Below are 14255 nucleotides of genomic sequence, written 5' to 3' on the forward strand. Positions count from 1 at the left end.
CGTATTTAGGCCTCGCTGATTATCGTAGGAAACGGGTCAAAGTGATTGATTGTTAAAGGGTCTTAACGTGTCTAAAAAAAGCATAACTTGCCTTCTTGTAGGGTTGTTACTATCAGGTGTTGTACAAGCTACTACTGTCTACGTATCTGACGTTCAATTTGTTGCCATCCGTCAAGGACAGGACAATAGCTCACCCGCCGTCGAGCGAGGCATTAAAAGCGGTACACCATTACAAGTATTGGAGAAGAGTAATGGCTATACAAAAGTAAAAACCCCGAGTGGGAATGTAGGTTGGGTGGCCGACTACTTTTTAAGCGATGATCAAGTGACACGGGAGCAAGTGATTCAGCTTCAAGAACAGCTCACTAAACTATCGCAAAGTAAAGTCGACTTAAATAAGCAATATGATGAAAGCCAGCAGAATGTTGCCGCGCTGACAACACAAGTGTCAAATCTTGAGAAAGACAAAAAACAATTGACGCAACAACTTGCTTCAATGAAAACGCTAACCGATAAAGCTAAGACAATTGTCGAGAAAAACGACAATGTTACCTATCAAATTGATACACTTAAGCAGCAGTTGGCCGCCGCCAAAGCTCAGGCTAATAACAAGAGTGATAGCACTCAGCAAAAATGGTTTGCTATTGGAGTAGGAACACTTCTTGGCGGCGTCCTTATTGGCGTTCTCATCCCTTTGACTCGTCGTAAAAAGCCTAGTTCGGGAACATGGGTATAACATAAAGTATCATTCTCTAAGGGAAACAAATGGAAGCATCCATCGTACACTCCTTCTTTTTAATTTTTGCAGGAGCGGCTGTTGTTGCTTCCATTGCTTTATATACAAGGCAACCCATGATTATCGCCTATATTGCTCTTGGAGCATTGTTTGGTCGTTATGGGCTATCTTTAATCACTGAGCCAAAACTCATGGATCAAATGAGTCATATTGGCATCATTTTTCTGCTCTTTCTCCTTGGCTTGGATATGCAGCCCAGCCACCTCATCAACATGTTAAAAAAAGCGGCTTGGATTGCCCTATTAAGTTCCATTGCCTTTGCTGCTGTTGGCTACATAGTCGCCATTGCTTTTGGCTATACGAAAACAGAAAGCTTGATCATTGGCATTGCTATGATGTTCTCAAGCACCATTGTTTGTATCAAGCTATTACCAACAACGGTCCTACACCACAAGCATACAGGGGAATTAGTCGTCGGCTTGTTGCTTTTGCAGGATATGATTGCCATTGGCGTTTTGCTGGAGCTGAATAGCTTCGCCGCTGGCGGGGATGGCTCGGCCATGCAGTTCCTGAAACCTCTTGTTGCCCTCCCCCTACTCGTAGGCGGTGCTTTCCTATTCGTGAAGTATATTTTGATAAAGCTAATCACCAAATTTGATCGATTTCACGAATATATATTTTTAGTATCAATTGGCTGGTGCCTCTCAATGGCGGTTTTAGCTGAGTATTTAGGACTGTCAGCAGAAATGGGCGCGTTCATTGCTGGCGTTGCACTTGCAACCAGCCCCATCTCCCAATACATTGCGACACATTTAAAACCACTAAGAGACTTTTTCTTAATCCTATTTTTCTTTACCATAGGCGCCAGTTTTGATTTCAGCTTATTAGGAGTAGTAATAGTGCCAGCCTTAATACTGGCCATTAGCTCAATGCTGATCAAACCTGTTGTTTTTCGGTTTTTATTGAAAGGCATTAAAGAAGACCCGAGTACGTCTTGGGAAGTGGGCTTTCGCCTAGGCCAAGTCAGTGAATTTTCACTGCTTATTGCCTACCTTGCTGCCAATATTGGCTTAATAGGCACAGCGGCCTCAAATGTGATTCAAGCAACGGCCATTTTAAGTTTTGCACTATCAACTTATGTCGTTATATTGAACTACCCGAATCCAATCGCAATTTCAGATAAATTGCGCAGAGATTAGGCCAGATTTTCATGTCGATTTAAGATTTTTTACAGCTCCAGGCGCTTTTATAGAAAGGTTTGGAGTGGACTCTTTCTTTCGTCACATAAAATATAATAGAATAGCGCGAAATACCTGACTGCTAACCAAAAAGTCTTGTATAATAGCGCGCAAATTTCGTCCTCAATTATTTAGAGTAATGTAATGGCTGACTTATCAAAATACAGAAACATCGGTATTTTTGCTCACGTTGACGCGGGCAAAACCACCACAACAGAACGTATTCTTAAACTTACCGGTAAAATTCATAAACTCGGTGAAGTTCACGAGGGTGAATCGACTACTGACTTCATGGAACAAGAAGCTGAGCGCGGTATTACCATCCAGTCTGCTGCTGTTACTTGTGAGTGGAAAGGTCACCGCCTAAACGTAATCGACACACCTGGACACGTTGACTTCACAGTAGAAGTTTACCGTTCTTTGAAAGTTCTTGACGGTGGTGTAGGTGTATTCTGTGGCTCTGGCGGTGTTGAACCACAATCAGAAACCAACTGGCGCTATGCCAACGAATCTGAAGTAGCACGTTTGATTTTCGTCAACAAACTAGACCGTCTAGGTGCGAGCTTTTACCGTGTAACTGACCAAGTGAAAAAAGTACTTGGCGCTACTCCTTTGATCATGGTACTTCCAATCGGAACGGAAGATGAGTTCTCAGGTGTTGTGGACCTTCTAACTCGCAAAGCCTACATTTGGGATGAAACGGGACAACCAGAAAACTATGAAATCAAAGATGTCCCTGAAGACATGGTTGATCAAGTAGAAGAATACCGTGAAATGCTGATTGAAACAGCAGTTGAACAAGACGACGACCTAATGATGGCTTATATGGACGGCGAAGAGCCTTCCGTAGAAGAACTAAAACGCTGTATCCGTAAAGGCACTCGTGATCTTGCTTTCTTCCCTACTTACTGTGGCTCTGCCTTCAAAAACAAAGGCATGCAACTTCTTCTTGATGCGGTTGTTGATTACCTTCCAAACCCTACTGAAGTAGACCCTCAAGATCTTACTGATGAAGAAGGCAACCCAACTGGCGACAAAGCAATCGTTGATGCGAAAGAGCCATTAAAAGCACTAGCATTCAAAATCATGGATGACCGTTTCGGTGCCCTTACTTTCGTACGTATCTACTCAGGCGTATTGAACAAAGGTGACACGATTCTAAACAGTTTCACAGGCAAAACAGAACGCGTAGGCCGCATGGTTGAAATGCAAGCGGATGACCGTAACGAGATCTCTTCTGCTCAAGCTGGTGATATCATTGCAATCGTTGGTATGAAAAACGTACAAACTGGTCACACCCTATGTGATCCTAAACACCCTTGTACACTTGAAGCCATGGTCTTCCCAGAGCCAGTAATCTCTATCTCTGTTACACCAAAAGATAAAGGCGGTAACGAGAAAATGGGCATTGCGATCGGTAAGATGGTTGCAGAAGATCCAACATTCCGTGTTGAAACAGACATCGACTCAGGTGAAACCATCCTTAAAGGGATGGGTGAACTTCACCTAGACATCAAAGTAGATATCTTAAAACGTACTTACGGTGTAGATCTAATCGTTGGCCAACCACAGGTAGCTTATCGCGAAACGATCACGAAAGAAGTTGAAGACACCTACACTCACAAGAAACAATCCGGTGGTTCAGGTCAGTTTGGTAAAATCGACTACCGTATCAAACCAGGTGAAGTGGGTTCTGGCTTCAAATTCTCTTCTTCTGTTGTGGGTGGTAACGTACCGAAGGAATTCTTCCCTGCGGTTGAGAAAGGCTTTAAGTCTATGATGGAAGAAGGCGTACTTGCTGGCTTCCCTGTTCTAGACGTTGAAGTAGAATTGTTCGACGGTGGCTTCCACGCGGTTGACTCTTCTGCGATTGCCTTCGAAATTGCTGCGAAAGGCGCGTTCCGTCAATCTATGCCAAAAGCTGGCCCACAATTGATCGAGCCAATCATGAAGGTTGACGTGTTCACTCCAGATGACCACGTTGGTGATGTTATTGGTGACTTAAACCGTCGTCGTGGCATGATCAAAGACCAAGAGAAAGGTTTGACTGGTGTTCGCATTAAAGCAGACGTACCTCTAGCTGAAATGTTTGGCTACATCAGTACTCTACGTACTATGACATCTGGTCGTGGTCAGTTCTCTATGGAGTTCTCTCACTACCTACCATGCCCTAGCAACGTAGCAGAAACCGTTATTGCCGCTCAAAATGAAAAGAGAGCTAAAAAAGACTAATTCATAGCCTTTTTGCTAAACTTAAAAAGCCGATGCAACCGCATCGGCTTTTTTATTTTCTCATATTCTCATTCAGTGCATCTTTAATTTTTGGAACTAAAAAAGCCGACACATTCGACATGTACCGGCTTTGATTAGAATCATTCAATCTGGTTTATATAGCTAGAAAGGCACTGGATACTCTTTTAGAACAGCCATAATGTCACTAAGAGCCTCTTCAGACAACACCATATCAAACGCCGCCATGTCCTCTTTCAATTGCGCTAAAGACGTGGCACCAATAATAGTGGAAGTAACTCCGTCAACCTGATCACACCAAGCCAAAGCCAACTGAGCAGGAGTCATATTATGCTTAGCAGCCACTTCCAAATATTGGGTAACCGCCTTTTCTACCAATGGCGTGTCTCGGAAAAGACCATTACGTTGAGCGTACGTCCAGCGACTCCCCTCAGGCCGAGCACCATTTAAATATTTACCCGTCAATGAACCAGCAGCCAGAGGAGACCAAGGTAAATAGGCAACATCTTCATGTATACAATTCTCAACTAAGTATGGCCAATCTTTTGTATGTAACAAACTAAACTCATTTTGAATAGAAGCAGCGCGGGGCAAATTATGCTTATCACTCAGTCGGATAAACTCATTAATTCCCCAAGTTGTATCATTTGATAGACCAAAATGACGGATTTTACCCGCTTTAATACAAGCTTCTAACCCCTGAAGGATATCCAGCATTTGTATGGACTGTTCATCGCGGTCCACATTAGTAAAACGAACAGCACCAGGAAAATGTTTAGAGAAATGGGGCGTTGTGCGATTTGGCCAATGTAACTGATATAAGTCTATATAATCTGTTTGTAAACGTTTTAGAGAAGCATCAACCGCTTCAATTACAGCTTTGCCTGAAATATTGCTTCCATCACGCACATGAGACATACCAGGACCAGCAATTTTCGTCGCAAGAATAAAGTCTTGACGGCGCGATGGCTGGCGAGAAAGCCAATCGCCAATGATGGTTTCAGTTTTCCCATAAGACTCTTTAGTTGGCGGCACAGAATACATTTCCGCTGTATCCATAAAGTTAACACCATTATCTAAAGCATACTCAATTTGCTCATCAGCATCCGCTTGAGTATTTTGTGTGCCCCATGTCATGGTTCCCAAACACACTCTTGACACTTCAAGCCCAGTACGACCAAGCGGTACATATTTCATTGTTTTCTTCCTTATATTTGGTTACACGCATGCAAGGCATGCCAGATAAAATATCATTAGCCAATGTAATAAAAGTGACTGCTTTAAGCCAGTTTCATAAATGAAAACAATGAGGAGTGCTCTACTGCACTACTTTACAATATCAATGAAACCAGCCTGCGCAGAAAGATGAACTCGCTAATTTTGCTCAGGTAACGTCACATTAAGCTCCAATACCGAGCAGTCATCAGTGTTTTCGAGCTGAATTTGCACATCTTCACTGCCAATCTCAACATATTTGCGGATCACATCAATGATTTCCTGCTGCATTTGAGGGAGGTAATCTGGTTGATGACGCTTACTGCGCTCATGAGCCACAATGATCTGCAAACGATCCTTTGCAACCGAGGCGGAACTGGGCGCTCTCTTTGCCTTAAAATAATCAAAAATGCCCACATTAACCCCCTAATAGCCGTTTGAAGAATCCTTTTTTCTGTATCTCCAAGAAACGCAAAGGACGTTCCTCTCCCATTAATCGATCGACCGCATCCGTATAAGCCAGTCCCGCTTCGGATTCTTGATCCAAAATAACAGGTGTTCCCTGGTTAGAGGCCTTTAAGACAGCTTCGGATTCGGGGATAACCCCCAACAAAGGAATAGCAAGAATATCTTCCACATCGCTCACACTCAACATCTCCCCAATAGCAACGCGCTCGGGATGATAGCGAGTTAGCAACAAATGCTCTTCAATAGGCTCTTTGCCTTCTTCTGCACGGCGGGATTTACTTTGCAAAATCCCCAAGATGCGATCTGAATCCCGAACAGATGATACTTCAGGGTTTGTTACAACAATCGCCGCATCAGCAAAATATAAGGCCATTTGTGCGCCTTTCTCAATACCGGCGGGTGAATCACAAATAATGTATTCAAACTCTTTAGACAACTCATCTAATACAGCCTGCACACCTTCTATCGTTAAAGCGTCCTTATCTCGTGTTTGAGAAGCAGGCAAGATAAATAAATCCTTAGTGCGCTTGTCTTTTATCAACGCCTGAGAGAGGGTTGCTTCTTTGTTTATCACATTAACAAAATCATAAACGACTCTGCGCTCACAACCCATAATCAGATCTAGGTTACGCAAACCCACATCAAAATCGATAATAACCGTTTTATGTCCTTTTAACGCAATGCCAGTCCCTATTGCCGCGCTGGAGGTGGTTTTACCCACTCCGCCCTTGCCTGAGGTGACCACGATGATCTTTGCCAATGCTGTATCCTCCGATCACTCACTCATGAGTGGATCTCAATAAAAATGAAAAATAGTGACTAAAGTGGTGTTATATCTAAGCTATCGTCGATTAATACAACTTGTGCGGGCTCTTTCCAGATAATTTTTCTTAATGCATCACTCAGCATGAAGTTACCCGCAATAGAAACCAACTCGGCTTCTAAACTTTTACAAAAAATCCTAGCCTGGGTATCGCCTTTTGCCCCAGCCAACGCCCTGCCACGCAGTGCGCCATAAACATGAATATTGCCATCTGCTAATACTTCAGCACCAGCACTGACTTGGGTTAAAATAATTAAATCCCCTTCTGCATACACTTGCTGCCCAGAACGAATTGGCTTAGTAATCACCTTAGTTGCTTGAGGCACTAAACGCTCTTCAACTACGGTTTTAACGACCACATCAGGGCTCGTTTCTTTTGGCTTAGCTTCCGGTATCAAAATAGGGCGTGCCTTACTTGCAGGCAACATAGGTATTCTAGCCTGAGAAAACCAAGTTGGCTTATTTTCTTGATCACAACGCCAGCCAATGACCCCCAGCCCCAAGTCAGCTAGCGAAACGATCAACGTATCAAAAGCATCAAGGGGTAAATCCTGCTCTAACTTAGAGAGATCAATAATAATAGGTGCTTGATTAAAAAAATGTGGCACTTGTTCAATCTTTTCTCTTAATTGAGCAACAATGCTGTCTAACGACAAAGTTTGAATTTCGAGTAAAATGGTCGTTACGACACTTCCTTTTAACTGGAAGCCTAAGTCTGTCATGCAAACTGTCCTTTTTTCGTGCCCTATAAACGCTCAACAAGATAAGTTTTGTGCTTAGAGACTAAATGAGTTGTTAAAACACTTATTCTATCAAGCCTGTCGATTAAAGAAAGACATCAAAGATAAGTCTTTAGCATCCATCAATCTTTATTACACGCCCTATAATAGTGCCTGATTAGTCACTCTTTGTACAATAATGAATAGCCTAACAACTCATTGATTTTACTAAAAATTTAAAGCTTATTTACAAGGTTGTTCTAGTACATCTGGGGAAAACTTTTGCTTCATTAAAACTCATAGAGCGCTCATGTGTTTGCAGATAAGCAAAGTAATACAAAAGTTAGCTCCCCGTGCCTTGCACAGCAAATTCTGGCGATAAGCGACTAACCCCCAAACCACTTTGCTTGGTTAGGCGAATTTGCACGGGGATCCGTTCTTTTAACGCCGAAATATGGCTAATAATACCAATGGTTTTACCAGAAGACTGCAAGTTATCCAATGCATCCAAAGCGGACTCCAAGGTTTCACTATCCAATGTGCCAAACCCTTCGTCTAAAAACAATGAATCAATGCTGGTTTTATGGGAAACCAAATCCGACAGCGCTAGTGCCAACGCCAAACTCACCAAAAACGATTCACCACCAGACAGAGTTTTAGTATCCCGCGAGGCATTAGCCTGCCAAGTATCCACCACGGCAAGTGCTAACGCTTCTTCGGATTTACGTTCTAGCTGATAACGACGATGCAATACAGTAAGGTGCTGATTCGCCAAGTATACAAGATGGTCCAACGTTAAACCTTGGGCAAAACGTCTAAACTTAGCTCCATCGGCCGAGCCAATTAAGTAGTTCAGCTTATCAAGATGAATCATGCCATCACGACGCTCTTGCAACTCTTTCGCCGCCTCTTTGGCATCTTCCCGACGTTGTAGCTCCTCCTTGATCTGCTGTGAAACAACGCCCCATTGACGATATAGACGTTGCCGCTCTTGCTCTAACTCAGACACCTGATCAGCAAGTGTGGTTAAATCCACATCAGCTTTTTTCGCCTCTTCTGGCTGAGTGGCTTGCAGCCCTGTTAATTGTTTTTCAGCTTGCTTTACCAACACATCAGCTTTAGAGGATGCCTCTTTCAGCATTTGGTGAGTGGCTTTTAATGACGCCATTTCATCTTGTGTCAAACACGCTTCATACCAAACCGCTTCAGTTTCAAATCCGGCTTGTTGCAAGGTAGCAGACCAATGCTTTTGAGCCGTATCAACCTCGGCTTTTAATATATCAAACGCTTTTGTCAGCGCTTCGACCTTTGCCTTATTCGACGTCAAGACTTGCTGCGCTGTTTGGCATTGCGCTACCAGCGTTTCATACTGCTGCTTCGCCTCTTCAAACTGAGCCTGAACACTGGCTTTCCACTCATTCAGCTCCTTGCCATCTAGAATTTCCGCAATGTCTTGTTTTACGGATGTGAGTTGCTGATCCAGTATCATGAACTCCTGCTCAACGCTTGCTAACTGTTGAGCCAATTCAGCTTTGCCGTCATTGAGCGTTTTAATCTCAAAGCTTAGCTGTTCCAGTTGCTGATGCTGTTGGTCGTAATGACTTTTCGCAGAGCGCCAATCCTGCATGGCGTGCTGCAGGGCTTCGATACGCTCAGAAACTGGCATCGCCATGAAGGCTTCTGGCAAGTCAACTGCGCGCATCGATTGCTGCAACGCCATATCTCCTTGCTGAAGCGATTCACTCAGCTTAGCAATGTTGTCATTTACCCCTTCAATAGACTGTGCCAATAATAGCCTTTGAGACTCATGCCTAGAGACTTGCTCACGCTCTGCTTGCAACTGCTGATTCAAGGTTTGCCATTGAGATTCCAATTGTGCTTTTTCTTGCAACAAAGGTTGTAGCTCAGCAGCAATTTGCTGTTTCGCTTGCCAATCCGCTTGTAATGCCGATACAAAAGCACTCACTGCATCATGACTCAATACATCCAACTTTGCATCTGGTGATAGAATCTGACCAAGATTTATTAGCTCGCCTTCTTGCTGGGCTAATTGCTCAGCCAGTTGCGATTGCTGGGCAGTCAGCATATCCAATTCACGCTTAGCAACCTCGTTATCCGTCTTACGCTGCTGGCCTTCTTTGGTAAGTATGTCGATCTCTTTGCGAAGTGTCTCTAATTCTGCCTGGCTCCCTGAGTCTGTCTGATAATGCGCATTCTCAAGCTGATGATGAACAGAACCGCATAAAGGACAAGGATCGTGCTCACTCAATTCGTCGCGCAAACGCGTCAAGGCCGTAATCTGACGTTCGGCTTCAACCAACTTTTCTAGGCTCTTTTGATGACGCATTTTGTCTTTGTAAAAGGCTCGCTGCTGCTCCAATTGCTGATGTTGTTCGATTAGATTGCTATTTAGCATCGCGAGCTTTCGCTTAAGCTCTTCTTGGGAATAGCGATTGTTCGCAACGGTTTTATGAAGCTGTAAAAAGTAGATCGAATCTTGCTGGCGTAATTGTGCTTGCTGATATGCCTCTTGCCACTGAGCGAGCTCAGTTTGCTCAGTTAATCCCATTATCTGAGCCTGCAACTGCTCTAATCGCTGAGTGATTTGCGTATACTGAGCGTTCTTCTGCTCAAAACTTTGATTGGCTTCAGCAAAAGCCTGCTGCGCCACTTGATGCTTGTTAGCTTTCTCTGCCAGCTCATTTTGCAATTGCGTCAGCTGCTCTTGAGTATTAGAAAGCGACTGAAACTGATGGCGCCAGCCAGTCAATTCTGCCTCAACTTTTTCCCCATTGGGCCACTGATCCAGCTTAGCTAACGCCTCTTCACTGGCTCTGGTTAACGTTTCGAACGCCGTCTGTTTTTGTTGGCTTAGCGTTTCTTGCTGGCGAAGCTTATCTTTATGCTGCTGAACACGCGTTTGTACCGTTTTATGCTGCTCTGTAAGGCTTTCTTCTTTGGAAATCAACGGCTGAATTTGGTTAGCAATAATCTCTTTCAACGATTCCCATTGGACGATTTTTTCTTCAAAAACGACTTTGGATTCGCTCTGCTGCTGTTCAAGCGTTTGAAACTGACTTTCGCTCTGGGTTAGCGTCTCTTTTGCTTCTTGCCACTCAACTTCTTGGCTTGCTAAACGTGAGACTAACGCTTGTTTTTTATCAAACTCAGCCATTAAGGCATTAGCCTTTTCTGCTAGTTCGAGCTTGTCTAATTCTGGCTGAAAGGCGTCTAGTGCTTGTTTGGCTTCAACATGACTGTCTTGATAACTTTTAAGTTCCGATTCCGTTTGTTGGAACTTTTGATACCAATCCAGCAGCATCTTTTTCTGCTTATAGAGCGTTTCAGATTGTTGGTCTTTGGCTTTAAAGCCATGTTCCTGCTCTTTTAGTGCCGTAAAGTCTTCATCACTTAATAGCTTTCTTTGTGTATTGACCGACTCCAGTGCTGCAATGGCTTGTTTTTCCTGCTTATGCTTTTCAAACACCCATTTGGAAATATCGCCGTAAACTTCCGTGCCAGTCAGCTCCTCAAGCAATTCTGCTCTGTCGTTGGCTGTAGCATTTAAGAAAGCAGAAAAACCGCCTTGAGCAAGGAGCATGGACTTGGTAAATCGCCCAAAATCTAACCCTGTCAGCTCAGCCACTTTGGCAATTTTTTCATTGATTTTGCAGGTAATAATGGTGCCGTCGCGTTCACTTAATTCACAAACAATAGGTTGTAAATTACCATCGCTTAAACCACGGGAGCGACGTTGGCTCCAAAAGGCACGATAGCCTTTGCCCTTGATTTCAAATTCCACTTCCGCCAAGCATTCCGCCGTATGGCGCGTCATTAACTCATTTTGTGTAGGTGAGACTTTTAAGCGCGGCGTTTCATGATAAAGTGCTAAGCAAATGGCATCCAGCAAGGTCGATTTACCGGATCCGGTGGGACCGACAATAGCAAACACGCCGGCGTCATCGAACGGCGCTTTGGTAAAATCAATCTCCCATTCGCCTTTTAGAGAATTTAGGTTTTTAAGACGGAGTTTACAAATCTTCATACATCACTCTCTTTGCTTTCTTCCATCTCAACCAAACAGGATTCAAATAATGAGGTAAGCTGCTTCGTCTCTTCCTCATCTAGTGTCATGGCACTGGTTAGGCTTTGTTGAAACACATCCGCCACCGTCAATTCTGACAAGGTTTGGCGCTGTTCAAATGTCGATGAAGCTGGCACATCGCTACGCTTACGCATCACTCTTAACAGTTCGATTGGCCTCTCTTCGATCGCTTCCATCAAGCGCTTTTGTACATCGCTTAAGTAATCATCCGCCACCACAGTGACTTCCAGCCAAAGGGTTTTGTCTGCTTGCACCTCGATTTCAGCAACCGACTTCAGCACCTCATCCAAACTGCCTTTGAGACTCAACATAGGCTGAAAATTGGGAATGGTCACCAAACGAACAGGGCCCACTGGCTCAGAAAAAAGATCGTCGATAAAACCGTCTTCAGATAATAACTCGCTGTCGATGATGACAAGCGATTTATCTCGACCTAACTCATCAAAGCTCAGAGGAATGGGTGATCCGCTATATCGATAACGACCACTGCTATTGATGGCTTGAGCACGATGAATGTGCCCCAGCGCCAAATAATCAAAGGCAGGAAACACAGAGGTGGGTAGCGCTTCTAACGTACCTACATATAAATCACGAACCGACTCACTTACTTGCCCGCCCATGGTTGTTAAATGGCCTGTACCAATAATTGGAACAGGCTGCCCCAAGGCTTGATTCTTTTTTTCAGCCAGAGCAAACACACCTTGGTAAAAACCTGCAATCTGCTGCATCAAACTTTGCTTTTTCTCTTGTTCAGATTGCCCTTGAATACTGGTCATAACGTCTCTTGGGCGTAAATACGGCACAGCACATACCCAAGTGGCGACTTCACCCTGTTCATTGAATAAAGGTACAACATGGGAATCAAGAGCATCTGGTGTGGCACTTGCCAAGACGTGAGTGCCAAGATAGGACAGCAAACTTTTCGATTCATTAAGCATGCTCACTGAATCGTGATTCCCTCCCACAATTACCAGTTGGCAATCCAATGCTTTTAAATCAAGTACTAGCTGATGGTACATTTCTCGCGCATAGCTCGGTGGTGCACCAGTATCGAATACATCCCCCGCGATAATCATTGCGCCTATGGACTCTTGCTTTATCAAGGCAAGTAGCCACTTAATAAAAGCCTCATGTTCATCTCGACGAGACTTACCCATAAAATGCTGGCCTAAGTGCCAGTCGGACGTGTGTAGTATTTTCATTTAAAAATGGTCCATGATCTTTATTCAGTGTGGTAAACGCACGATATGGATTTGATTAGGCCGGATATAAAAGGCACTCAGCAACTGATTCCATTCTTCTTGGGTCAAACCAGCGGCTTGTATAATGATCTCGATATTTGAGGTATTAATGGCATTAAACGCTATAGCCAATTCTTCTTGAAAAAGCGGACTGTTTTCGGACAGAGAATTGTTGGCTGTGAACACAGATCGCCCTAAAAAATTCGCTCCCACTGAGCCCAAAGCCGTTTCCCAATAGGGTGAAAAGTGCTCTGTGGCAGAGTCACAAATCAACCAAACAGATCGTTCAACCAAATCAAACTCGGTTAATAAACGCCCTTTTCGCTCACCGAGCCGCGTTCTAACAACAAAAGAGTTGATTTCAGAATTCGTAATAAGTGACCATTGTGAGGCGTTCACATCGCGTTTTGAGAGTAATAACACCAGTGGTTCGCCAGCAGAGTTTAACGCCATGCATTCTATGGTGGTTTTATTCGCATCTGAAAGTTGCAACTCAACAAAATCCCCAAATGCATCATCACTGGGCCCAAGCAACACCAACTCCACTGCTGTCTCGTCAAGGAAACGACGCTCTAATACTCGAAATAAATCTTCTTGACTAGGTAAGTGTCTACTTAATATCAGCGGTTCTGAAACGCTAGACTGACAGGATAAAATCGTCCTATTCGACGTTTCATCATAAAGCGCACAAGCCCCGCAAACACCCGCCCGACAGCTAAAATTCATATCAACATGATGAGATAAACAAGAGGTTAATAGATTATCACCCACCTCAGCTTGAAAAGATTGATCATCCACCTGAATGGTGACCGAAGAAGCATCCATAGACATTACCCAACAATGGTTTCAGCCTATTATGCCACAGCCAGACAAGCCTGTGATGTCTACAGAGCGAGAAAGGAAAACAGCCAATCAAAAAAATGGCCACCTTAAAAGATGACCATTTCTATAAAAATTCGATAAATCTAGCGATACTAGGTTACCTGTAATGCTCAAACGCCCAACTTACGACAATACGTGTTTAACTTAATCAATCCAGACTCAAGCTCAAATTTTTGAACATTGGGGCTTTTAAACTTGAATGCATTGGATATATGCGTCTTAATCATCGCCGCCATGCCCTCAAAACCTTCTGGCACCGATGCCATCATACCGTCCATCATAGAAACAAGAGACTCTTGCTTTTCTTCCATTAGCGACGGATCTTCGTACACGTCCCGCAGCAACTGAACAAAAACAGAAAAATTGACCTCTTCCATAACTTGCTATCCTTAAACCTACCTAAAACCTCATACCCTATGAGTTTTCAGACTTATCAGCAAGTTTAATTCGCTCAAATAGCCTGTTATAACAGTCATATTATGTTGGTCTAGGTGGTAGTAATACACCTCGTCTTGTTTGATCAAGGCAACCGAATGGAATTCATTGGGGCAGCTGATGTACTAGGTGTATTGCCCGTT

The 14255-nt window shown here is 43.7% G+C and carries 11 protein-coding genes; 3 read left to right on the plus strand and 8 right to left on the minus strand.

The window, feature by feature from the left end; genetic code table 11:
* The first annotated feature begins 67 nt into the window (after positions 1 to 67).
* From MSP8886_RS15540 to fusA, 3 genes are all read left to right on the plus strand, one after another.
* Positions 68 to 736: a TIGR04211 family SH3 domain-containing protein gene (locus MSP8886_RS15540; protein ID WP_067018076.1), complete on the plus strand. Its 669-nt coding sequence runs from the start codon at positions 68 to 70 to the stop codon at positions 734 to 736.
* Positions 737 to 765: 29 nt separating this feature from the next.
* On the plus strand, positions 766 to 1935 hold the full coding sequence (locus tag MSP8886_RS15545; RefSeq protein WP_067018077.1) for a cation:proton antiporter domain-containing protein: 1170 nt from the start codon (positions 766 to 768) through the stop codon (positions 1933 to 1935).
* 183 nt (positions 1936 to 2118) lie between these two features.
* Entirely contained in the window at positions 2119 to 4206 is a 2088-nt protein-coding gene (fusA, locus tag MSP8886_RS15550; RefSeq protein ID WP_067018078.1) for an elongation factor G, read from the plus strand.
* A gap of 162 nt (positions 4207 to 4368) precedes the next feature.
* Here fusA and MSP8886_RS15555 read toward each other — a convergent pair whose 3' ends face one another.
* The 8 genes from MSP8886_RS15555 to MSP8886_RS15590 all read right to left on the minus strand — a co-directional run bounded on the left by MSP8886_RS15555 (position 4369) and on the right by MSP8886_RS15590 (position 14054).
* A complete protein-coding gene (locus MSP8886_RS15555; protein ID WP_067018080.1) occupies positions 4369 to 5421 on the minus strand; it encodes an aldo/keto reductase in 1053 nt (350 codons plus the stop codon).
* 177 nt (positions 5422 to 5598) lie between these two features.
* Positions 5599 to 5856: a cell division topological specificity factor MinE gene (gene minE / locus MSP8886_RS15560; protein ID WP_067018081.1), complete on the minus strand. Its 258-nt coding sequence runs from the start codon at positions 5854 to 5856 to the stop codon at positions 5599 to 5601.
* Position 5857: 1 nt separating this feature from the next.
* Positions 5858 to 6667 (minus strand): septum site-determining protein MinD, encoded by an 810-nt coding sequence (gene minD, locus MSP8886_RS15565; protein ID WP_067018083.1) that lies wholly within the window; start codon positions 6665 to 6667, stop codon positions 5858 to 5860.
* Between the two features lie 59 nt (positions 6668 to 6726).
* Positions 6727 to 7452 (minus strand): septum site-determining protein MinC, encoded by a 726-nt coding sequence (gene minC / locus MSP8886_RS15570; protein WP_067018085.1) that lies wholly within the window; start codon positions 7450 to 7452, stop codon positions 6727 to 6729.
* A gap of 340 nt (positions 7453 to 7792) precedes the next feature.
* Entirely contained in the window at positions 7793 to 11494 is a 3702-nt protein-coding gene (locus tag MSP8886_RS15575) for an AAA family ATPase (RefSeq protein WP_067018087.1), read from the minus strand.
* On the minus strand, positions 11491 to 12756 hold the full coding sequence (gene sbcD / locus MSP8886_RS15580; RefSeq protein ID WP_067018089.1) for an exonuclease subunit SbcD: 1266 nt from the start codon (positions 12754 to 12756) through the stop codon (positions 11491 to 11493). The genes MSP8886_RS15575 and sbcD overlap by 4 nt, the downstream gene beginning before the upstream one ends.
* Positions 12757 to 12780: 24 nt before the next feature.
* Positions 12781 to 13620 carry a 2Fe-2S iron-sulfur cluster-binding protein gene (locus tag MSP8886_RS15585; RefSeq protein ID WP_067018091.1) on the minus strand — a complete coding sequence of 280 codons (840 nt, stop codon included), beginning with the start codon at positions 13618 to 13620 and terminating at the stop codon, positions 12781 to 12783.
* Between the two features lie 167 nt (positions 13621 to 13787).
* The gene (locus tag MSP8886_RS15590; RefSeq protein WP_067018093.1) at positions 13788 to 14054 is read right to left on the minus strand and encodes a hypothetical protein; all 267 of its coding nucleotides are present in this window, start codon (positions 14052 to 14054) and stop codon (positions 13788 to 13790) included.
* Positions 14055 to 14255 lie beyond the last annotated feature (201 nt).

The organism is Marinomonas spartinae (assembly GCF_900089775.1).
Lineage (GTDB): Bacteria > Pseudomonadota > Gammaproteobacteria > Pseudomonadales > Marinomonadaceae > Marinomonas > Marinomonas spartinae.

What these genes read in the sequence shown, in the direction of transcription:
- minC (WP_067018085.1), bottom strand. Translation starts at nt 7,452, where the DNA reads ATGACAGACTTAGGCTTCCAGTTAAAAGGAAGTGTCGTAACGACCATT.
- MSP8886_RS15555 (WP_067018080.1), bottom strand. Translation starts at nt 5,421, where the DNA reads ATGAAATATGTACCGCTTGGTCGTACTGGGCTTGAAGTGTCAAGAGTG.
- MSP8886_RS15575 (WP_067018087.1), bottom strand. Translation starts at nt 11,494, where the DNA reads ATGAAGATTTGTAAACTCCGTCTTAAAAACCTAAATTCTCTAAAAGGC.
- MSP8886_RS15590 (WP_067018093.1), bottom strand. Translation starts at nt 14,054, where the DNA reads ATGGAAGAGGTCAATTTTTCTGTTTTTGTTCAGTTGCTGCGGGACGTG.
- sbcD (WP_067018089.1), bottom strand. Translation starts at nt 12,756, where the DNA reads ATGAAAATACTACACACGTCCGACTGGCACTTAGGCCAGCATTTTATG.
- MSP8886_RS15585 (WP_067018091.1), bottom strand. Translation starts at nt 13,620, where the DNA reads ATGGATGCTTCTTCGGTCACCATTCAGGTGGATGATCAATCTTTTCAA.
- fusA (WP_067018078.1), top strand. Translation starts at nt 2,119, where the DNA reads ATGGCTGACTTATCAAAATACAGAAACATCGGTATTTTTGCTCACGTT.
- MSP8886_RS15545 (WP_067018077.1), top strand. Translation starts at nt 766, where the DNA reads ATGGAAGCATCCATCGTACACTCCTTCTTTTTAATTTTTGCAGGAGCG.